At 37.3% G+C, this 22,957-nt stretch carries 17 protein-coding genes; 1 reads left to right on the plus strand and 16 read right to left on the minus strand.

Annotation, left to right across the window (positions count from 1 at the left end; all coding sequences use genetic code 11):
* The 10 genes from ppaX to DLJ74_RS04620 all read right to left on the minus strand — a co-directional run bounded on the left by ppaX (nucleotide 1) and on the right by DLJ74_RS04620 (nucleotide 11,687).
* The gene (ppaX, locus tag DLJ74_RS04575) at nucleotides 1–642 is read right to left on the minus strand and encodes a pyrophosphatase PpaX (protein ID WP_109983531.1); all 642 of its coding nucleotides are present in this window, start codon (nucleotides 640–642) and stop codon (nucleotides 1–3) included.
* A gap of 325 nt (nucleotides 643–967) precedes the next feature.
* Nucleotides 968–1,804, minus strand: coding sequence for a prolipoprotein diacylglyceryl transferase (gene lgt, locus DLJ74_RS04580; RefSeq protein WP_109983532.1), 837 nt, complete (start codon nucleotides 1,802–1,804; stop codon nucleotides 968–970).
* 27 nt (nucleotides 1,805–1,831) lie between these two features.
* The gene (hprK, locus tag DLJ74_RS04585; RefSeq protein ID WP_109983533.1) at nucleotides 1,832–2,791 is read right to left on the minus strand and encodes an HPr(Ser) kinase/phosphatase; all 960 of its coding nucleotides are present in this window, start codon (nucleotides 2,789–2,791) and stop codon (nucleotides 1,832–1,834) included.
* 355 nt (nucleotides 2,792–3,146) lie between these two features.
* Nucleotides 3,147–3,488, minus strand: coding sequence for a phage holin family protein (locus DLJ74_RS04590; RefSeq protein WP_109983534.1), 342 nt, complete (start codon nucleotides 3,486–3,488; stop codon nucleotides 3,147–3,149).
* A gap of 2 nt (nucleotides 3,489–3,490) precedes the next feature.
* A complete protein-coding gene (locus DLJ74_RS04595; protein ID WP_109983535.1) occupies nucleotides 3,491–3,688 on the minus strand; it encodes a PspC domain-containing protein in 198 nt (65 codons plus the stop codon).
* Nucleotides 3,689–3,791: 103 nt separating this feature from the next.
* On the minus strand, nucleotides 3,792–4,457 hold the full coding sequence (bshB2, locus tag DLJ74_RS04600) for a bacillithiol biosynthesis deacetylase BshB2 (protein WP_054859907.1): 666 nt from the start codon (nucleotides 4,455–4,457) through the stop codon (nucleotides 3,792–3,794).
* Between the two features lie 22 nt (nucleotides 4,458–4,479).
* A complete protein-coding gene (locus DLJ74_RS04605; RefSeq protein ID WP_054787057.1) occupies nucleotides 4,480–4,833 on the minus strand; it encodes a YojF family protein in 354 nt (117 codons plus the stop codon).
* Between the two features lie 252 nt (nucleotides 4,834–5,085).
* Nucleotides 5,086–7,941: an excinuclease ABC subunit UvrA gene (gene uvrA, locus DLJ74_RS04610; protein WP_109983536.1), complete on the minus strand. Its 2,856-nt coding sequence runs from the start codon at nucleotides 7,939–7,941 to the stop codon at nucleotides 5,086–5,088.
* Nucleotides 7,942–7,947: 6 nt separating this feature from the next.
* Complete coding sequence (gene uvrB, locus DLJ74_RS04615; protein WP_109983537.1) at nucleotides 7,948–9,933, minus strand: excinuclease ABC subunit UvrB; 1,986 nt, start codon at nucleotides 9,931–9,933, stop codon at nucleotides 7,948–7,950.
* 167 nt (nucleotides 9,934–10,100) lie between these two features.
* Nucleotides 10,101–11,687, minus strand: coding sequence for a peptide chain release factor 3 (locus DLJ74_RS04620; protein WP_109983538.1), 1,587 nt, complete (start codon nucleotides 11,685–11,687; stop codon nucleotides 10,101–10,103).
* Nucleotides 11,688–11,857: 170 nt separating this feature from the next.
* Here DLJ74_RS04620 and DLJ74_RS04625 point away from each other — a divergent pair, with 170 nt between their 5' ends.
* Nucleotides 11,858–15,067, plus strand: a complete 3,210-nt coding sequence (locus DLJ74_RS04625) for a DEAD/DEAH box helicase (protein WP_109983539.1) — start codon at nucleotides 11,858–11,860, stop codon at nucleotides 15,065–15,067.
* Nucleotides 15,068–15,338: 271 nt separating this feature from the next.
* Here DLJ74_RS04625 and DLJ74_RS04630 read toward each other — a convergent pair whose 3' ends face one another.
* The 6 genes from DLJ74_RS04630 to prfB all read right to left on the minus strand — a co-directional run bounded on the left by DLJ74_RS04630 (nucleotide 15,339) and on the right by prfB (nucleotide 22,957).
* Nucleotides 15,339–16,499, minus strand: a complete 1,161-nt coding sequence (locus DLJ74_RS04630; protein WP_109983540.1) for a PDZ domain-containing protein — start codon at nucleotides 16,497–16,499, stop codon at nucleotides 15,339–15,341.
* A gap of 131 nt (nucleotides 16,500–16,630) precedes the next feature.
* On the minus strand, nucleotides 16,631–18,112 hold the full coding sequence (locus DLJ74_RS04635; RefSeq protein WP_109983541.1) for a S41 family peptidase: 1,482 nt from the start codon (nucleotides 18,110–18,112) through the stop codon (nucleotides 16,631–16,633).
* A 180-nt stretch (nucleotides 18,113–18,292) separates the two neighbouring features.
* Nucleotides 18,293–19,684: a murein hydrolase activator EnvC family protein gene (locus DLJ74_RS04640; RefSeq protein ID WP_109983542.1), complete on the minus strand. Its 1,392-nt coding sequence runs from the start codon at nucleotides 19,682–19,684 to the stop codon at nucleotides 18,293–18,295.
* A 126-nt stretch (nucleotides 19,685–19,810) separates the two neighbouring features.
* The gene (gene ftsX / locus DLJ74_RS04645) at nucleotides 19,811–20,704 is read right to left on the minus strand and encodes a permease-like cell division protein FtsX (protein ID WP_109983543.1); all 894 of its coding nucleotides are present in this window, start codon (nucleotides 20,702–20,704) and stop codon (nucleotides 19,811–19,813) included.
* On the minus strand, nucleotides 20,694–21,380 hold the full coding sequence (gene ftsE / locus DLJ74_RS04650; protein WP_054859900.1) for a cell division ATP-binding protein FtsE: 687 nt from the start codon (nucleotides 21,378–21,380) through the stop codon (nucleotides 20,694–20,696). The genes ftsX and ftsE overlap by 11 nt, the downstream gene beginning before the upstream one ends.
* Nucleotides 21,381–21,852: 472 nt before the next feature.
* A protein-coding gene (prfB, locus tag DLJ74_RS04655) for a peptide chain release factor 2 (RefSeq protein ID WP_109983544.1) occupies nucleotides 21,853–22,957 on the minus strand; the annotation gives its coding sequence in 2 pieces (ribosomal slippage) (nucleotides 21,853–22,884 and nucleotides 22,886–22,957; 1,104 coding nt in all).

Consider the following 22,957-nt stretch of genomic DNA (forward strand, 5'->3'; position numbering starts at 1 on the left):
TTATTCCACTCCAACTATTGCTAATAAATCGCGCATTTCTTCAAGCATGTAATCTGGATCATGCTTTTCTAAGACCTTTCTTCCCTTTAGTGACCATGCAACCCCGGCTGTTTTTACTCCAGCATTATGCCCTGCTTCGATATCATGATAATTATCTCCAACCATCAAAGTTGTCATTGGATTTGCATGTAAGAGATTCATCGCCTTTAATATTGGCTCTGGGTGTGGTTTAGCATTCTCTACATCATCTAGACCAATAAGCACATCAAATAGTTGATCCATTCCTGTAATTTTCAGTCCTAGCTTTGCTGTATCAGACAATTTTGTTGTGACGATTCCTAGCTTCAGCCCAGCTTGTTTTAGTTCATTTATTGTCTCTACAACGGTTGGATATGCTTCTACATATTGCTCATGATGGGCATAATTGTGTTCCCGATATGTCGCCATCATTTCTTCTACTAGGTCAGGATTTACTTTTTGGAAACTATCGATTAAAGGGGGGCCGATAAAGTCAATAATTTCCTCTCTCGTGTATGGTCGATCAGCATATTTCTCTATCGTATGAGTAAATGAAGCGATAATTAATTCATTCGTATCAATTAACGTTCCATCTAAATCAAACAAAACAGTTTCCATCCTCATTTTAATCCTCCTACTTTTATGAAAAAGTTTGGCTGGGACAAAAGTAATAAGGAAGAAAAAATCCGAACATTAATATTTATGCACTGAAACCGCTCCGTCAAAATACTTCGCTTTTACCGATAGGGCGTCAACATCTGCTCAAGTAAACTTTCGCAGTGTTTCCTTTACAGTGGGCACGGCAATCTGCTAACTTTGCAAAGTCGCAAAGTAAATCCAGCTCGTACTGTTCCCAAAGAGTCTACGTATTTTGACTACGCTCAGTCAGAAGATGTTCGGATTCTCATTCTCCCTATTTAGTTATGTCTCAGTCAATTACTACACCATATTATTTTTTCTCTATTTTTTTACCTTGATACGTTTTATCGGATAATCCTTTCTTACGACGATAAATAATGAGAGCAATCGCAACAATAATTAATATTACAGAAAGTAATTGTGCTGCTCTTAGATTCGCTACCACATATAAGCTATCCGTTCTCATTCCTTCGATAAAGTATCTGCCAATTGAATACCAAATGACATAGGATAAGAATAGCTCCCCTCTTCGTAGTGGATATTTTCGTAATAAAAGGAGTAAACCGAAACCAAGAATATTCCAGATCGATTCATATAAGAAGGTCGGATGATACATTGTTCCATCTATACACATTTGATTCATGATAAAATCAGGCAAATATTGATGGAAATTGTTATATGTAGCTTCTGAAATTGGACCACCATGAGCCTCCTGATTCATAAAATTACCCCAGCGGCCAATTGCTTGTCCTAAGATAATACTCGGTGCAAGGATATCTGCAATTTGCCAGAATGACAAACGACGAACTCTTGTAAACACAATAGCGGTTAGTACTGCACCGATCAGTGCACCGTGTATCGCAATTCCGCCTTCCCAAACAGCGAAGACCTTCCACCAAGGCCCGCCAGCATAACGATCCCATTCAAATATAACATAATATATCCTAGCAAATAGAATGGCAATCGGAATAGCAAAGACAACTAAATCAATGATATAATCCTTTTTAACTCCTAAACGATCTGCTTCTCTTGTTGCAACCCAAAGTCCTAAAAATGCTCCAGAAGCAATAATCACCCCATACCAATAAATAGGTAAGGAGCCAACCCAGAGAAATACTGGATCTAATGCGGGTGCTTCACATGCCAAGCTCCATCTCCTCCATTTCCGTTCCGCTTATTCGATATCGAGATCAAATTCTGATTCGATTTCGCGTTCTCCATTTTGAATCATTTTAGATAATCTTTGTGAAAACTCCTCTGCTGCGTTGACACCCATTCGCTTCAATCGGAAGTTCATTGCAGCCACTTCTATAATAACAGCAAGGTTACGTCCAGGTCGAACAGGAAGGGTTGCCTTAGGTACCTTTACATCAATAATTTGCATCGTCTCTTCCTCTAGACCTAATCGGTCATACTGCTTTTTTTGATCCCATGTCTCTAAGTTTATGACTAACGAAATTCGTTTATGAGAACGTACAGATCCCGCACCGAATAATGTCATCACATTAATAATACCAAGTCCTCTAATTTCAAGAAGGTGTTCAATCAATGGAGGAGAAGAACCGATTAATCGATCATAATCCTCTTGACGAATCTCGACACTATCATCTGCTACAAGACGATGTCCTCTCTTTACAAGCTCTAATGCAGTTTCACTTTTCCCTACACCACTCTGGCCTGTAATAAGAACGCCAATCCCATATATATCTACAAGTACACCATGGACTGCTGTAAATGGTGCAAATTTCGCTTCTAAAAAATTGGTGATCCGACTTATCACACGTGTTGTCTTATAGGGTGATCGCATAAGTGGCACCCCGGAATTTTCACATGCCTCTACTAATTCTTCCGGAACCTCCATATCTCTTGTTACTACAATGCCTGGTGTAATGTCCGTACATAATTTATAAGAGCGATCCTTTTTCTCCTCCACTGTTAGCTCAGAAAAATAAGATAACTCTGTCTTACCTAATAATTGCAGTCTATCCTTTGGGTAATATTTAAAATAACCAGTTAATTCAATCCCTGGTCGAGATACCTCACTCATAAAGATTTCTCGGTGAACCCCTTCTTTACCTGCAATAAGCTCCATCTTAAACCGATCAAGTAAATCCTGTGTACGAACTTTCGCCATTTCTAAAGCCCCCCCTTTAACTACCACTTCATCTGTTGTTTTTGTTCTCGTGTTTTGTGAACGACACCTTACCATATAGCACGAATAATTTCATTATATATTGTAGCATTTTTTTAAAGTTTTCGTATACTTTTATTCTGATTTGTTGAAAAAGTGCGGTATGGATTATGTCCGGTTCATTTCACGGAATCTCTTTATTTTGCTAGGTTAATCTATTAGTAAAACGCAGATGGTTAGCTTTTCTTATACTTTGGACTTCAAAATTTTCGATTCGTCGCTTTACTTCCTGCAAAAAATTTATACTTTCCTAACGTACAAAAAACCGTTATAACTAAATAGTCATAACGGCTCATTTCTAATCTCTTATGATTCGGTTGATGAATAAGTTTAGTATCGAAAATAGAATAGCAGCAAGAATAGCTGTTCCAAAGCCTTCAATAATAAAACCATCCCCTAATAAAAGCTGTGTAATCATTAATGTTATCGCATTAATGATGAACAAAAACAAACCTAAAGTTAAGATGGTAATGGGCAATGTTAATACTACTAAAATTGGCTTTACGATCACATTAAGAATAGATAATATGAGGCTTGCTGATATGGCGATGAGAAAGCCCTCAATAATAATTGAGTCAAATAAATAATCGATAAGCATTAAGGCTAGTGCATTTAGGACGAGAGAAATGAGCCAACGCATTCTTACTCAGCCTCTCTTCTTGGAATAATAATCGCACTTGCTATATAAAGCACAAAAAGGGGAAAACCAGCAGTGAAAATAGTCAAAATCACGTAAATAATTCTTAAAATGGTTGCATCTAGATCAGTTAACTCTGCTACCCCACCGAGAACTCCTGCTAGCATTTTGTCATGATCTGAGCGGTATAGTTTCTTACCCATTGCATTTCCTCCTTAGGAAAATCATTAAAGCCTATAAGTAGAATTCCACATATTCACGATACTAAACTTATTTTATGCTAAATATTTGTTATGATGCCAATCCTTAAGACTTAAAATCCCAAATATAAAAGGATTCTACGCCCAACCAACTTTGTGCTGCCTTTTCAGCATCTTCTGACTCTTTTTTTACCTTTGCCAGCATACCATCTGCTTGTGATTTGTGAGCGGTAATTGCTGCAAATTTTTGTTTAAATACTGGTGTAATGTCATTTTTAATTTGCGGCTCTCCTAATTCCTCGACATGTGTTAAACTAATTGCTTGGGCCCATACAGTAGGTCGCTCGTCTACTGGAAACTTTTCAACAGCCGCTATTGCTGCAGCCCCAAAAGCATCATGATCCGGATGAACGGCATGTCCTGGGTAGTGTGTAATAACTAGACTAGGTTTTATTTTATTCAAATACGAAAATAAATGCTCTGCCATTTCCTCCTTTGATTCAAACTCTAATGTTTTATCCCGGTAACCAAGCATCTCTAATTGAACATCCATGATTTCACATGCCTTGATCAATTCTTTTTTCCGTATTTCTGGTAGGGTTTCTCTTGTAGCAAATGTTGGGTTTCCCATATTTCTCCCCATTTCGCCTAATGTACCACATAAGTATGTAACTGGAATTCCCTTTTCCCTAAATGTTGCAATGGTTCCGGAAGCACCGAACGCTTCATCATCTGGATGTGGGTATATGACAACAACATGTTCCTCCTGCATGTTGATTCCTCCTTTTTCTAAATTAGTAATGAAATGGTGTTTCACCTATTTGGAGTGCAACCATTAAACGGCCTTCTCGATCATGTCCTGCCATCAAAAGTCTACCCTCTTCATCTACTTCAAATTGGTTAACGCCCTCTGCATAAATCCAGCCGATGTCTAATTTCAAGCCAACTCGATATGTACTCCCCGTACCGACGACCTTTCCTCTTTGATAGGTTACTTTCGCATTACGTATAAACGCTCCAACATTATAAGCATCTTTATTAAAATGACTAGCATACGCTCCATTCGTCGTTTCCAAATGTACATATACTTCTCTATTGGCTAATTGATCAATTTCTACTTGTAGCTTCTTCATTTCAATTGGTTCCATGTTCGTTGCCTCCTTTGCCTCTTAATGATACATAGAATATTTTATCACAGACATGTTTTAAACGCTTGTAATGGAGCTTAGATAGAAGCTTTTAATTAGATAATAACAAAACTGCACCATCGGATGATGTCATCCATCCAAGGTGCAGTATCTTGAGGTGCTGGAACAAGAGAGTTGTAAGCAGGATCCGAACAATAATATCTGTATATTTTATCCGCTCTGTCAAAATACTTCGCTTTCCGGGGCACGGCTTCAGCTTGTTACTTCGATTCCCATTCTTTTCTTATCTCGTTCTAAAATAGGTTTTAAATAACGACCAGTATGTGATTCTTCTACCTCTGCAATCTCTTCTGGCGTACCAGTAGCTACTATGGTACCTCCACCATCTCCCCCCTCTGGGCCAAGGTCAATGATGTAATCCGCAGCTTTGATTACATCGAGGTTATGTTCAATAATAACGACAGTATCACCATTTTTGACTAGTCTTTGAATAACGTCTAACAATCTAGAAATATCATCAACATGTAAACCAGTTGTCGGCTCATCAAGAATGTAGAGAGACTTCCCATTCGAGCGACGGTGTAATTCACTCGCTAGCTTCACCCTTTGTGCTTCCCCTCCAGAAAGAGTAGTAGCAGGCTGTCCTAGACGTACATAGCCAAGCCCAACATCAAACACTGTTTCCAGTTTTCTTTTAATTTTCGGGATATTTTCGAAAAATTTTAGTGCTTCTTCAATGGTCATGTTTAGAACATCGGCAATATTTTTCCCTTTATATTTCACTTCCAATGTTTCTCGATTATAGCGTTTTCCTTCACATACTTCACACGGAACGTAAACATCTGGTAAAAAGTGCATTTCGATTTTTATAATCCCATCTCCCCGGCAGGCTTCACAGCGACCACCTTTTACATTAAAGCTAAAACGACCTTTTTTATAGCCCCTGATTTTGGCTTCGTTTGTTTGGGAGAAAACATCTCGAATATCATCAAATACCCCTGTATATGTTGCCGGATTGGAGCGGGGTGTTCTACCAATTGGGGATTGATCGATATCTATAACCTTTTCAAGGTGTTCGATCCCTTTAATCTCTTTATGCTTACCGGGCTTATGTTTAGCTCGGTGTAATTTTGCTGCAACGCTTTTGTGTAAGATTTCATTGATCAGACTACTTTTCCCTGATCCAGATACACCTGTTATAGCAGTAAATACACCGATCGGAATTTTAGTATTGACATTTTTTAGATTATTCTCGCTTGCCCCGATAATTTCAATAAAACGCTCTTTAATTTCATGGCGCTCGCTTGGAATAGGGATGAATTTATTACCAGAAAGGTACTGTCCTGTTAAAGAGCCTTTCTTTTTCATTACCTGTTTAGGTGTACCTTGAGCAACAATTTCTCCACCATGCTCTCCAGCTCCTGGACCGATATCAACTAAATAATCAGCAGCAAGCATCGTATCCTCATCATGTTCGACGACAATCAACGTATTGCCAAGATCTCGCATTCTTTCTAATGTTGCAATTAACCGATCATTATCACGTTGATGCAGACCAATCGATGGCTCATCCAATACATATAAAACTCCCGTTAAAGCTGAACCAATTTGAGTCGCAAGACGTATACGTTGTGCTTCTCCACCAGATAATGTCCCTGCAGCTCTCGATAAGGTTAAGTAATCCAGTCCCACATTGGACAAGAAGGTTAGGCGATCATCCAATTCTCGAATGATCATCGCAGATATCTGCCGCTCTTTCTCTGATAAATTCAATGTTGTAAAAAAATGATGTGCCTCCGTGACAGATAATTCGGTAACTTGTCCTATATGTTTTTGATTAACTTTTACTGCCATCGCTTCTTGGTTCAATCGATAGCCTTCACAAGTTGGACATGCTTTTGTTGCCATATATTTTTCCATCTGCTCACGAATGAAATCAGAGGAGGTTTCTCTATATCGACGAGCAATATTGTTTAAAACACCTTCAAAATAAATATCATTCTCTCTCGTCATTCCATAATCATTTTCATAGCGGAAGTTTATCTTTTCTTTGCCACTACCTTTTAAAATTTTATCCAACTGGCTTTTCGGAAGCTTCTTCACAGCTATATCCATATCAATACCATAATGATCACAAACACTTCTCAACAACTGTGGATAGTATTGCGAGCTAGTCGGCTCCCATGCTGAAATAGCCCCTTCATTTAGTGATAGATCACGATTTGGAATAACCAAATCTACATCAACCTCTAACTGTGAGCCAAGCCCATCACATGTTGGACAAGCACCAAAAGGACTGTTAAAAGAAAATAGTCTTGGTTCTAGTTCGTTAATAGAAAATCCACAAATTGGACAGGCATGCTTCTCACTAAATAGTAATTCTTCTTGACCGATAACATCTACTACTACTTGACCGTCTCCTAATCGAAGGGCTGTTTCAAGCGAATCGGAAAGACGTCCTTCTATGCCTTCTTTGACGACAATTCGATCAATAACTACTTCAATCGAATGCTTTTTATTTTTATCCAATTGAATTTCATCACTTATTTCACGCATCTCTCCATCTACGCGTAGTCGAACATATCCTTCTTTTTGGAGATCTTCTAATACTTTAGTATGCGTTCCTTTACGTCCAGTCACAACTGGAGACAGGATCTGAAGTTTGGTTCTTTCTTCATATTCCAATATTCGGTCAACCATTTGCTCGACCGTTTGAGAAGTGATTTCAACCCCATGATGAGGACAAACGGGGTGCCCGACACGTGCAAACAGTAGTCTCATATAGTCATATATCTCCGTGACCGTACCTACGGTAGAACGAGGATTTCTACTGGTTGTTTTTTGATCAATCGAAATGGCCGGTGATAATCCTTCAATTGCATCGACATCTGGTTTGTCCATCTGTCCTAAAAATTGACGTGCATAGGCAGATAAAGACTCAACATACCGGCGCTGTCCTTCTGCATAGATTGTGTCAAAAGCTAGTGATGATTTACCTGATCCTGATAAACCAGTTAAAACGACGAGCTTATCCTTAGGGATCTCTATGGATACATTTTTTAAATTATGGGCACGTGCTCCCTTAATCGATATTGTTTTTTTTGCCATTGAATGTCACCCTTCTGCTTTCCATTCTAAAACTAAATCACGAAGCTCTGCTGCTCGCTCGAAGTCTAATTCTCTTGCAGCTTGCTTCATTTCTTTTTCCATTTTTTCGATTAGCTTGTCTTTCTCTTTCTTTGTCATATCCTTTAGTTTCGGTGTTTCCTCACCATACGCTTCTTCTGTCTCTGCTGCCATCGTTGCTCGAATCACATCACGAACTTCTTTCTTAATCGTTTGTGGTGTAATGCCATGCTCTTGATTATATGCTTGTTGCTTTTCCCGTCGACGATAGGTTTCGTCAATCGCTTTTTGCATAGAGTCGGTCATTTTGTCTGCATACATAATGACCTTTCCATTTTCATTTCGGGCAGCCCTTCCCATTGTTTGAATCAACGAACGCTCTGATCTTAAAAAGCCTTCTTTATCAGCATCTAATATCGTCACTAAGGAGACCTCAGGAATATCTAACCCTTCACGTAACAAGTTAATTCCTACTAGAACATCGTATTTACCAACACGTAAATCACGAATGATTTCAATCCGCTCTAATGTTTTTATTTCAGAGTGTAGATAAGCTACCTTCATTCCAATTTCTTTTAGGTAATCCGTTAAATCCTCGGACATTTTTTTCGTCAATGTCGTAACCAACACTCTTTCATTACGTGCTATTCTTTGGTTAATTTCCCCAATCAAATCATCTATTTGTCCATCGATTGGTCGAACGTCTACTTTAGGATCTAAAAGCCCAGTTGGACGAATAATTTGCTCCGTCATTTTTGGCGTATGTTCGAGCTCATATGGCCCAGGTGTTGCCGAAACAAAGATAAATTGATTAGCTTTTTCTTCAAATTCCTGAAAGGTTAGTGGTCGGTTATCTAAAGCAGATGGCAATCGGAATCCATGATCTACTAATACTTGCTTTCTTGCCTGGTCTCCATTATACATTCCCCTTATTTGCGGTAAGGTAACATGAGATTCATCAATTACGATTAAGGAATCCTCCGGAAAATAGTCTAGTAATGTATAAGGAGTAGAGCCTGCATCTCGTATTGCTAGGTGACGGGAGTAGTTCTCAATTCCTGAACAAAAGCCCATCTCTGCCATCATTTCGAGATCATAATTGGTTCTTTGCTCAAGTCTTTGTGCCTCCAATAATTTATCCTCTTCCCGGAACTTCTTCAATTGATCGGCTAATTCCTTTTTAATGTTTTCCATTGCAACCTTTAGCTTCTCTTCTCTTGTGACGAAGTGGGAAGCTGGAAATATAGCAATGTGTTCTCGATCTCCGATAATTTCACCTGTTAGAGCATCAACTTCACGAATTCTGTCAATCTCATCACCGAAGAACTCTACACGGACACAATGCTCTTCTCTTGATGCTGGAATTATTTCAACCGAATCGCCCCGTACACGAAATGTTCCACGCTGAAAATCTATATCATTCCGTGCATATTGGATGCTAACAAGTGTTCGCAACAATTCATCACGTTCCTTCTCCATTCCCACTCGTAAAGAAAGAACTTGACTACGGTATTCCTCAGGTGAACCTAAACCATATATACAGGAAACACTTGCTACAATTAAAACATCATTCCGTTCGAACAATGCAGAAGTAGCAGAGTGCCTAAGCTTATCTATTTCATCATTAATGCTCGCATCTTTTTCAATAAAGGTATCTGTTGATGGCACATATGCTTCTGGCTGGTAGTAATCATAATAACTGACAAAATATTCGACTGCATTATTCGGAAAAAATTCCTTGAATTCACTATAAAGCTGTCCAGCTAATGTTTTATTATGGGCGATAACAAGAGTTGGACGATTTATTTCTTTTACAACATTAGAGATGGTAAAGGTTTTCCCTGTACCTGTAGCTCCTAATAATGTTTGATATCGTTTCTTTTTCTCTACTCCATAGACTAATTCCTTAATCGCGCTTGGTTGATCCCCTTGCGGCTTGTAAGGCGATTCTAGTGAAAAAACATTTTGCTCCATCGTGATACCTCCATTCAACATATTCTCTATTATACACTAACTTCCAACAAAAAGCGAACAAATATTCGTTCGTGTAGTTATATTTTTCATTATAACCAACTAGCGAACGTCAAAACATCCCATAGCAAAAACACAGCTATCGAATTATAGCTGTGCTTCCTCTTACATCACGTCGCTTGGTCATACTGATTCACTTCAAACAAATCAATTAACTCAATATCCGCATGTTTATCTATAAACCATCTTAACGCAAAATCATTTTTAAATAAAACGAGAAACTCATCCTCACGATCCTTTACAAGTAAATTACGCTCATCAAATAATGCTGGATCTACTTGCTCCTTCTTCAACCACCGTGGTATTCTATCACCGATTGATTCAAGCAGGACCTCGACATTATATTCGTGCTTCATACGATGCTGAAATACTTCATATTGAAGCTGACCAACTGCACCTATAATGTAAGAATCCGTTGGATAACCACGAAACAGCTGAATGGCTCCCTCCTGTACCAGCTGTTCAATTCCTTTTCGAAACTGTTTAGCCTTCATGACATTCTTTGCTGTTACACGTTGAAATAGCTCTGGTGGAAATTGTGGTAATTCATCATATTCAAAGGTTTTCTTTCCCTCTAACAACGTATCTCCAATCCGATAAGAGCCCGGATCATATACTCCAATGATATCACCAGGATAGGCTTCTTCTACTGTATCACGAGATGAAGCAACGAACTGCTGTGTTTGGCCTAATCGAATGGTTTTTCCTGTTCTAGCTAGCTGTACATTCATTCCCCGCTCAAACTTCCCTGAGCAAACACGTAAAAAAGCAATTCGATCACGATGCTGAGGATTCATATTTGCTTGGATTTTAAAGATAAAACCTGAAAAATCTGGATAATCAGGGTGGATTACCTCTTCTTTCGTTCTTCGCGGTCCTGGTGCAGGGGCTAATTTAATAAAAGTATCAAAGAATACTTCCACACCAAAGGGTGCTAATGCACTACCAAAAAATACTGGAGTTTGCTCACCTTGGAGAACCCGTTCTAAGGAAAACTGATCACCAGCCTCATTTAATAATTCCAGCTCCTCAAATGTTTCTTTGTAAGTCGGATGTTCGCTAATCTCTTTATTCTCTTCTAGATCCATATCCTTTAAATCAATATACGTCTCCGCTTCATTACCATTAAACCGAATAAATTGATCATGATAACGATCCAAAATCCCTAAAAATCTTTTCCCCATACCAACAGGCCAATTCATTGGATATGTCTCAATATTTAATACTTCCTCAATTTGGTCTAATAAATCAAGTGGTTCTCTACCTTCTCGGTCTAATTTATTAATAAAAGTAAAAATAGGAATTCCGCGCATTTTACAGACTTTAAAAAGCTTAATCGTTTGTGCCTCAATCCCTTTCGTTGCATCGATGATCATCACAACACAGTCAACAGCGGTTAATGTTCGATACGTGTCCTCACTGAAATCCTCGTGCCCAGGTGTATCTAGAATATTAACTTTCAATCCTTCATATTCAAAGTTCATCACACTTGACGTTACCGAGATACCCCTCTGTTTTTCGATTTCCATCCAATCCGATGTGGCAAATTTTCCAGATTTCTTCCCTTTCACTGTTCCTGCCGATCTAATCAAATTCCCTTGTAAAAGTAATTTTTCTGTCATGGTCGTTTTCCCTGCATCAGGGTGAGATATAATCGCAAAGGTCTTGCGCTTTTGAACCTCTTCCTGTAATCCCATTCCAATCCCTCTTTCACCGATTTATTGATTTCATTACTTATAACGTCAACTTTTTCCGATAGTTAAAAATAGCAGTTTATTGATCAAAAGTCAATCATGATGAAATCCGTTATTTTTCTTGTTATAATATAATGATGGTTTGCAAAAGTGTTTGATAAGGATGGGATTTTATGCAACACATACAAATGAACGAACAATCGATTCGCCAATTAACTGGTGATCGTTTTTATCATAGAGGACTTCAATATTATAAAGATGGTAAGGTTTACGGCCTGTCCTACAACCCTTCTACAAATTCGTGGAGAGGATTAGTAAAAGGAGCAAAGGTATATACGATTCGCATCTATTTTACAGACAATTTAGATATAGAAACCACCTGCAATTGTCCAGCATTTGCATCACATGAGACGTGTAAACATATTGCAGCGGTTTTGCTTGCTATCACACAGGATGCTCAATCGAATCGAAGGAGATATGCGGTGGACCGTGATACACGTTCCGCTCCTACTCAAGATACAGATTTATTTGCTAAGCAATTACTTCACACCTTCCGTGAACAGAAGAAAGCAGATGGATCGCCACAAATGCTCCAAACCGAATTTCAACTTATTCTAAAACGAGCAAATAAAAATACGCAATATGCCTTAGCTTTAGAATTAAAAATAGGGGACAAGAGACCTTATGTCATACGGGATATTCGCTCTTTTTTTAAGGCATGGCTAATGGGGGAATCCTATAAAGTCAACCATTCCTTTACCTATTTTCCATCCCAACATTTTTTTCCTTCATATGACAAGGAATTAATCGAGCTATTATTGACCTGTTATGAGCAAGAAAGGCTATTTGGTAATAGCTATACACTAAAAATGGAGCAACCAAGAAGTGTTTATTTACCACCAAGTGTTAGTGATCTATTTTTGAAAAAACTATCGAATACGAATCATACATTTAAACAAGAGCTGAACAGAGAATTTAGTTCGATTGAATTTAGCGAAATGACCGAACAGTTAGAATTTAAAATTGACTATTTACAATCAAATGCTTATTCATTAGAAATGTCTGATTTAAGCTCCTATTATTTTCTGGAAAGCTATCGCTATTTAATTAAAGATCATCATATTTATAAGATGAATAATAAGCAAAAGTTAATTTTAGAGAAGCTATTTCGAATTGTTCCACTTCAATCTAAGAAAAAACAACTTATTTCACCATCTGAAATGGATACGTTTGTTCGAAATGTTCTGCCCCAATTCGAACAAGTTGGGAAACTGGAAATGACAGAACGGATGTCTAAACAATTAAACACAAATCCCCTTAAAGGCAAGGTGTGGGTAGAGGAAGTGGAAGGGGCTATCAGATTAGATATTGCCTTTCAATATGGAGAAACAACTATTTACCCATTAAAAGATGAAATCATTGGGGAAGGAATTGTAAAAAGAGATCCTGTAAGAGAAGAGCAACTAATCCTTCTCTTGCGCGATAGTGGTTTTATCGAGATTAATCAAGCCATGTTTTTGTTTCAAGAGGAAGCTATCTATCAGTTTCTTCACGATGGCTTAGAAGCATTAGAGCAGCTAGCTACCGTCTTGGTTTCATCCCAAGTTAAAAATATGATCATTGATCCATCACATTACACGTTAAACTCTATGGTAGATTATCAACCTTCCGAGGGTATGCTAGATATCACATTTGATATCGAAGGAATTACAGAGGAACATGTCACAAATATACTACAAGCATTAATTGAGAAAAAACGGTTTTATCGAATACCGAACGGCGCATTATTACAACTCGAATCTGAGGATTTCTCATCCTTTCAACGCTTACAGGAGCAATTACATTTAACCAAAAAACAATTACAAGAGGGACAAATCAGTGTTCCCGCAGCAAGAAGCTTTCAAATTGAGGAGCTGCTGGAGGCTAACAAGCATCGTTTCACAGATGCCTTTAAGAAAATGCTAACAGAGCTTAAAAACCCTGCACAATTAGAGTTTTCGCTTCCAGATAAGCTCAAAGCAGAAATGCGTGATTATCAAATTACTGGATTTCAATGGATGAAAACCTTGTCCCATTACCATTTAGGTGGCATACTGGCAGATGATATGGGACTTGGAAAAACATTACAAACGATTAGCTACCTATTATCAGAAGTAGAAATGACAGCAGATCGATATCAGGCATTGGTTATCGCACCGGCTTCCTTGCTATACAACTGGCAAAAGGAAATCGAAAAATTCGCACCAACTCTCAGTTCGGCGGTTATCATCGGTTCCAAGACACAACGGAAAAGCCTATTAGAAAGGAATAAGGATACGAATATTTTAATCACATCCTATCCCACTTTAAGAAAGGATCAAGATTTATATGAGGATAGCAGGTTTGATTGTATTATCTTAGATGAGGCACAAGCCATCAAAAATCACCTAACCTTGACAGCAAAGGCCGTTCGTTCCTTACAAGCTAAACAATTTTTTGCATTAAGTGGTACACCGATAGAAAATTCACTTGAGGAGCTTTGGTCCATTTTCTATACGATCTCACCTGGTCTTTTTGGTAGCAAAAAGACATTCAGCAACCTAGACTCCAGCTATATTGCAAGAATTACAAGACCATTCATTTTACGACGTGTAAAAAAAGATGTATTGGATGAGCTTCCAGAAAAAATCGAGTCTGTTCAATATTCTGAATTAACTAAGCCACAAAAAGAGGTATATTTAGCTTATTTACAACGGATACAACAAAATTTAGATAAAACGATTGAACAAGGTACTTTTGATAGAGGTAAGATAGAGATTTTAGCAGGTATCACAAGATTAAGACAAATCTGTTGTCATCCGAGCTTATTCCTTGAAAATTATCAAGGAAGCTCTGGAAAGCTGGAAGAATTATTAGAATTAGTGAAAGATCTGAAATCTCAAGGAAAAAGGGCGCTTATCTTTTCTCAATTTTCGAGTATGCTTACAATTATACGCAATGCACTAGAAGAGGCAGAAATTAATTGTTTTTATCTCGATGGATCGACACCATCTGATCAACGGATGAAAATGACCGAGGCATTTAATGAAGGGGAAAATGGATTCTTCTTAATTTCATTAAAAGCCGGTGGTACAGGTCTAAACTTAACTGGTGCAGATACAGTCATCTTATTTGACCTCTGGTGGAATCCGGCAGTAGAGGAACAAGCAGCAGGTCGCGCCCATCGCATTGGACAGAAAAATGTGGTCCAAGTCATTCGCTTTATTACAGAGGGAACGATTGAGGAGAAAATCTATCAGCTCCAGCATAAGAAACGGGAATTAGTGGAGCAAATTATTCAGCCTGGCGAAACCTTATTATCCAAACTCTCCGAAGACGAATTAAAAGAATTGCTACAATTTTAAACTTGAATATGGAATTGCTCCCGAAGATTAGATATTTAGTCTAATTTTTGGGGGTAGCTTATATTCGAGGATTTTTTTTATAATATAATTTGACATAATGAGTTGTTGCAAGGCAGGATAAAAGAATTTATCTTGGTTAAAGTAGGTTTGATTAGTGAGATCACCAAGATAAAAAAATATATCTCGGCTATACCCAGCTTGCTTACTGAGATAACCAAGATATAGACTATTTCTAGATTTTATCAAAAGCGTCGACCTATCAGCACACATGTTATTCTTTTACAAATAACGCTCCGAGCTCATGGTGCTCTCCTTCATAAAGGGCAGCCTGCGCAAATCGCACCTCTCCATTAGTGTCTTTAATCGAAAGCTTGCAAAATGCACGATTTGCTTGTACTGCGTGATAAAACTGATTTTCTGTTTCTACTTTTTCTCCATTAACCTTCACAATTCGTTCACTTGGCTTCAATCCTAAGGTAACAGCAACCGTTCTTGGTAGGACACCAAGAACCATGACCCCTTCTCCCCCAAGCTGAAAAACAGAATCCTGTTCTTGATCATGTAGTCGAAAGCCATATTGGATAATAAACCTTCCAATCATCGAAACTATAACGGCAATCAACGAAATGACCGGATAAAAATATCCGGCAATTGCCAACAACACGATGACGCCAGCTAATAGCATGACATTTCTAGCAATCCACCTTGCACCCTTTACAGGTAAAATATTGCTCACTGCATGCTCAAAACCAATAATAAACGGGATCAGCATTAAACCATAGGATTCTCCTCCAACATTTAGTACTGGCCACCAATCTGCAAAAGGCTCAATTGCACCAGACGGTAACAAACAAAATAAAGGGACAATCGTTGCTTTTTTAATGCGATGTCTACCTAGATTCTTTCCACGTTTACTTTTCGTAACTTCTGGATAGGTGTCCATTGTTTTCGTTCGGTATAATAAGATACTTTCGATTATAAGTAATGCAGCAATTAAATATGGTATGTACATAAAATCAATATTGCTCAAGTCTTTCCACCAGCTTACAGGTAAGATAGCTTCGCCAAACACGTCTAATAAATAAACCATAATTGTTAGAATTCCTAATGTATAGCTTGCTGACAAGAAAAAAAATCGTTTAAATAACGATAATACGATCATAATAATCGCCAAAAGATATACAACAGGAATGGTTACAGTAAGTCCAAGTCCTACTACTAAAATGGATAGAAGCAGTCCACTTATAATGGAGAAGGCCCATGTTCCCTTAGCCTCATGAAAATAAGAAAATACTTTAGTACCAAAAGTAGCTCTTTCTTTCTTCATTCTAAAATAGCTACTCCACCATAGTAATATTAGAAACCAGTACAAAAATGGCTGTGCAAACATTCTTATAATAGCTAAGCCCACTTCTATGATCCATTCCAACATGACCTACCCCTTCCGAACAGCTTGTACTCTCTATTATGATAAAAAAATTAACTTTTGGCTACCCCTAAATTGCATTTATCAAAAAATTAAAGAAGTGAAGGAAACAATAGTCTCCTTCACTTTATATTGGTTTATTTTGTGATTATTTCTAGGGCTTTTTCTAACTGTAGATCGTCTTCCCCATTTCGAATATGTTCCATTAGTTCTGATTGTAAGACTTCAGCTGTATTTTGGTCTACTTGACCTGTTGCTTCTAGATCATTATCTGTCTGGAATGCCTTCACTGCAGACGCTGTTGATTCATCAAAATAGCCATCATTTCTATCGACTTCATATCCTAACCCATCTAACATAATTTGCAAGTTCTCAATACTTGGATCACTTTCGTCAAGACTTAAAGGATCGTCTTCAATTTGAATTGGATTAGCATAGTAATAGTCTGGCATTTTTTGTTCAACCGTTGGTTCCACCCCTTTTTCATGAATCCAGTTTCCTTCTGGTGATAACCATTTAAAACGAGTTAACTTAATCGTAGAACCATCGCCCATAGGCACTGTTTGCTGAACGGTACCTTTACCAAAAGAAGTAGTTCCAACAACCTCATAATTTAATGCTTCCTTTAAAGAAACTGCTAATATTTCCGAGGCAGATGCACTACCTTCATTTATTAACGTAACAACTGGATAATCTTTTGGTGACTCTAGCTTAGAAAAATACCTTGATTTTTTACCCGTTGGATCTTCAATCTGTAGGTAAGGTGTTTCTTTTGGAACAAACATTTTTAAGAGTTCCTCCACTGTTGGAAGTAAGCCACCAGGATTGCCACGAACATCGATAATGAGTCCATCCATTCCTTGTTCCTCTAGCTTAGTTAGTTCTTTTTTAAAGTCACTAGCTGTGTTCTCTGAAAACGAGGTAAGCTCCAAAATACCAATTAGTTTTCCATCTACCTCTTTTGTATCCACATATACCGTTTCTAATGGGATAGCATCACGGGTTATTTCTAATTCAATGAGTTCTTCAACTCCAGGTCTCCGAATTTCAAGACTAACCTTAGAGCCCTTCTCTCCTCTAATTTTGTTCACTGCTTCCTGCAAATCTAAACCTTCTACACTATTTCCATCCACTGTAATAACTTGGTCATTTGGTTTTAATCCGGCTTTTTCTGCAGGAGAATCTTTTATAGGTGCAACAATGGTAACATTTCCACCGACCATGGAAACCTCTGCGCCGATTCCTTCAAAGGAGGATTCAATTTGTTCATTAAATTGCTCCATGGTTTCTTGATCCATGTAGGAACTGTAGGGATCCTCTAAGGAACCTAGCATTCCTTGAATCGCACCTTCAATTAGCTGTTTATCTTCCACGTCTTCTACATAATTTTCTTTAATGACGGTAAATGCATTCACTACTTTTGACATTTTCCCCATGTTCTCTTGTATGGACTCTTGTTGATCAGCCAATTCTAATAAAAGATCTTGATCTGAGCTAGCTGCACCATTATCTAGTATTTCAAATTTAGATAGCAATTGAACACCAAAATATGTACCAAACCCTCCAATAAAAATTGCTACCACTACAATTAAAGCAAAATATCTTTTCTTTATATTCATTGTTCCACCCCATACGATACAATTAATTTAATTCCTTGTATTCAAGCTTATAAAAGCCTTTCCTATTTTATACTATTATTTCATTTATATTTTTAGTATAAAAATTCTCACATTATATATTATGACCGTTTAAAAAAGACATCACAAGTATTTTGTGATGTCTTACTAGTATTTATTTCTTTATGGTAGATAATTCGCTGGATTTACTCCCCCATGATAGCTCCATTTTCCAATATGAACTTCAAAGTGTAAGTGACTACCGTAAGAGTCTCCAGTATTCCCCATCCCGCCAATTTTTTGACCTTGGGAAACATTCTGCCCAGCACTTACACTTATGCTATTTAAGTGTGCATAGACCGTGGTTAGATCTAAAGCTGTATGATAGATATAAACAACATTTCCATAGCTTGAAGAGTAATTGGCTCTTGTCACTACACCAGATGCTGTGGCATGCACTGGAGTTCCTACACTATTCGCAATATCTAATCCATAGTGGAAGCCACCACCATTAAAAGAACGGTAACCATATTCTGAAGATCTTCTTCCGGTTGTCGGCCATTGTAAACTACCGCTACCACCTGCTGATAGGCCTGATCCTCCAGAAGAAGATGGGCTATTAGAAGATCCGCTACTATTTGATTTTTCCTCAGCTAATTGATTAATCTTCTGTTGTGCTTCTTTCTTTGCTTTTTCAATGATTGCTGCTTGATTTGCTAAGGTTTCTTGTTGTTCAGCCAAAGACATTTTATGACTATGTAATTCTTGCTCTTGTTGCTCTAGGTCACTCATTAAATCCTGCTTTGTATCCATCTGTACATTTAAATCTGCCTTAATTTGATCCAGCTCTGCTTTTTGGGTCTCAAGATTCGCTCTATCTGCCTCTAATTCCTTTTTATTCGCTTCTAGAGATGCTTTTTCTTGTTCGATTTCTTTCTTGTTTGCTTCTACCTTTTTCTTATTTTCACTTAATTTTTTCTTATCAGCTTCTTGATCTTCCATGATTGTTTTATCGGAATCCATGATCTTATTTACCGCTGTGGCACGATTAATAAAATCACCAAAGCTTTGTGCACCAAAAATGACTTCTAGGTAACTTATATTTCCACCATTTTGTTGAATAGAGCGCAATCTGTTTTTTAAAAGTTTCTCACGCTCTTTTATCTTCTCTTCTAGTATTTTAATTTCTTCTTCTAATGCTTTTATTTCTTCATTCAAGGTATTGATTTTTTCTTCTGTTTCTTGAATTTCATTTTCTGTTTGTGTAATCTTACTAGTTGTTTCAGCAATCTCTTGCTCTTTTGCCACTAATTGTTGTTGAGTAGATGTTAATTCAGAATCAATTTGATTGATTTCAGAGTTAGTCTCTGCTTGTTTTGCTTGATTTTCCTCTAACTCCTCTTCTGTTTCGCTTACTTTACCTTCTATTTCACTTGATTCACTCTCCACACTTTTTTTATCACTTTCTAAATCATTGATTTTATCCTTTAATTCATTTACAGATTCAGCTGAAACTGTACTCGAAGCACTAAATATGAATAATATAGCAAAAATCATTGTGAATAGCTTCTTCACACCTATTCTCCTCTCTTCTTGTAAAACATTTCTCGTCTTTATATGTAATAATTCGTGTTGTTCTATGTTTCTATGAGGAAAGCGATTCTAAAGCAAGTTCCTGCTTGCTTTAGAATGCTAATTAGACTAAACTTTTAGGAATTTTCGTACACTCATCAAGCTTCCCCAAACACCAATGGAGACTCCAATAGCGATAATTAGTCCTGCCACTTGAAAAGCAAATGGATTAAATGGAAGTATTTTTACAAAATTAAATTGCTGCAATAGCACTAGATTACCTGATAGATAGTAATATCCTATCATGATGATAGCTATTGGAATAATACTTCCTAGTAGACCTAGAATCATTCCTTCCACAAAAAATGGCCAGCGAATAAACCCATTCGTTGCACCTACTAGTTTCATAATCCCAATCTCTTTTTTCCTTGCTAAGATTGTAATCTTAATAGTATTGGAGATTAGGAAAATAGCTGTAAAGACTAATGCTGCAATTAATACAAGACCAATATTTCTTGCATATTGATTAAATGTGAACAATTTCTCCACATAGTCTTGTCCATAGTTAACCTCATACACGCCATTCAATTCTTCTATTTGACTTGCAACCTTTTCCGTATCTGTAGGATCTGTTGCTTTAACGATAAATACATCATTCAAAGGGTTATCTTGTTCATACAAGCTCCATGCCTGACCTTGTTCCCCCATGCTCTCAATCAGATTATCGAGTTCCTCTTCCTTTGTCGAAAATTCTACTGTTTCTACTTCCTCAATGCTTTTAATATTCTCTTCTAGTTGATCTACCTCTGTTTGTTCTACTGTCCTGTCAATTAGTGTTTTAATTTGTACATCATCTTCCAATGCTCCAGCTATGTGATTCAAATTTAACATCACAACTAAAAATACGCCTACGAGAATCAAAGTTGTCGTCACTGCGCCTACTGATGCTATTGTCATCCAACCATTTCTAACTGTATTTTTCGCGCCTTCTTTTAGGTGTCTTTTTAGTGTATTAAATTTCATAGCCATATTCACCTCGATGCTCATCACGGACAATAACGCCGTCTTCCATTGCGATTACACGTTTTTTAATCGTGTTTACGATCTCTTTACTATGAGTCGCCATGATGATCGTTGTTCCACTTGCATTGATATCTTCTAAGATGTGCATTATTTCCCAGGAAGTATTTGGATCAAGGTTACCTGTTGGCTCATCTGCAATTAATATACCTGGGTGATTGACTATTGCCCGGGCAATAGCTACCCTTTGCTGCTCTCCACCAGATAATTCATCTGGTATAAACCTCGCTTTATTTTTCAATCCTACTTGATCTAGCACATTCATCACTTTTTTACGAATGCTCTTTGGATTTTCCTCTATTACTTCTAAAGCAAAAGCAATATTTTCATAGACTGTTAGCTTTGGTAATAATCGAAAGTCTTGATAGACAACACCAATATTCCGTCGAAAATAAGGTACTTCTTTCCATTTGAGCTTCGTTACGTCTTGATCATTGACTAGTATTTTACCCTTCGTTGGGATTTCTTCTCTGAACATTAATTTGGTGAAGGTAGATTTCCCTGCACCACTATGCCCTACTATGTAAACAAATTCACCTTGCTTAATGTTCACACTTATTCCATTTAGTCCGACTACTCCGTTCGGATAAGTCATGTATATATCTTGCATCTCAATCATATATAAAATCACCTTTTTATTAATTTTAGTCATATTTCGCAGCATTTACCCAAAATATGATACATTCAAACCTCACAGTTGCAATTATAACATTTTTCGCGCAGAAATTCGGCTAAATTTTTATTACATTTGTGTTTCGTTTGATAGTTCTTTTTACCCAAAATAACAATAATAGTAATAAAGAACCATGAACTTATGTTCTTTTTAGGATAAATTCCCAATAAAATTAGAGCTTCATTGTATTTCATTAAATAATTACAATACTTTGCAATATGGAGAATATTTTCCCAGTCATTATATATGTATAAAGAACTAGTTTCAATTACCTGCTTTTAGGCCATATGTAAAGATTACCATTATGGAGTTTTTAGAGGAGAACCTCCTTCATCGCTGTTTATTTTCTACAATTTATGTATCTATTCGACAAAAAGCTGCAAGCCCACAAAGGTGGGATTGCAGCTTTTTCTTCCTATTAATTATTCATGACAGATCGCAAATAGGCGTCAATAAAGTTATCAATTTCTCCATCCATTACTGCCTGAGTATTACCAGTTTCGTGATCAGTGCGATGATCTTTCACCATTGAGTACGGATGGAAAACATAAGATCGTATTTGACTTCCCCAGCCTATTTCCTTTTGTTCTCCACGAATTTCATTTAATTCTTGTTGCTGTCTTTCTATTTCAAGTTGGTATAGTTTTGCTTTTAACATTTTCATTGCTTGATCTCTATTTTTAATCTGAGATCGCTCAGATTGACAGGTTACTACTGTATTTGTTGGTAAATGTGTAATTCGAACTGCTGAATCTGTTGTATTTACATGCTGTCCTCCCGCACCACTAGAACGGTACGTATCGATTTTCAAGTCTTCTGTTTTTATATCGATATCAATATCATCATCTAATTCTGGCATCACATCACAGGAAACAAAGGAAGTGTGTCGACGGCCTGATGAATCAAATGGCGAAATACGAACAAGTCGATGTACCCCTTTTTCAGCCTTCAAATAGCCGTAGGCATTATGCCCTTTGATTAATAATGTCACACTTTTCACACCAGCTTCTTCGCCAGGTAAATAATCCAATGTCTCAACTTTAAAACCTTTTGCCTCTGCCCATCTTGTATACATTCGAAGTAACATACTAGCCCAGTCCTGTGATTCCGTGCCTCCAGCACCTGGATGCAATTCCAAAATGGCATTATTCTTATCATAGGGTTCACTCAATAATATATATAATTCATATCGATTGAGTGATTCCGTTAAGTTAACGACATCCTTTTCAAGCTCTTGATGTAAATCCTCATCCTCTTCTTCTTTTACTAGTTCATAAGAGACTTCTGCATTTTCAAGACTTTCTTCATTTTTATCAAATGTTTGTACAAGTTCTTTTAAACTATTTGCTTCATTAATAATCTTTTGTGCTGTATTTTGATCATCCCAAAAGCTTGGGTCTGTCATTATTTCTTCTAATTCAGCGATGCGAGCACGTTTCGTCTCTAAGTCAAAGAGACCCCCTAAAGTCCGCTATACGTTTAGCCATTTTATCTAGTTCTTGTCTAATTTCTACCAATTCCAT

Origin of the sequence: Gracilibacillus dipsosauri (genome assembly GCF_003176895.1) — a bacterium.
Classification (GTDB): Bacteria; Bacillota; Bacilli; order Bacillales; family Amphibacillaceae; genus Gracilibacillus; species Gracilibacillus dipsosauri.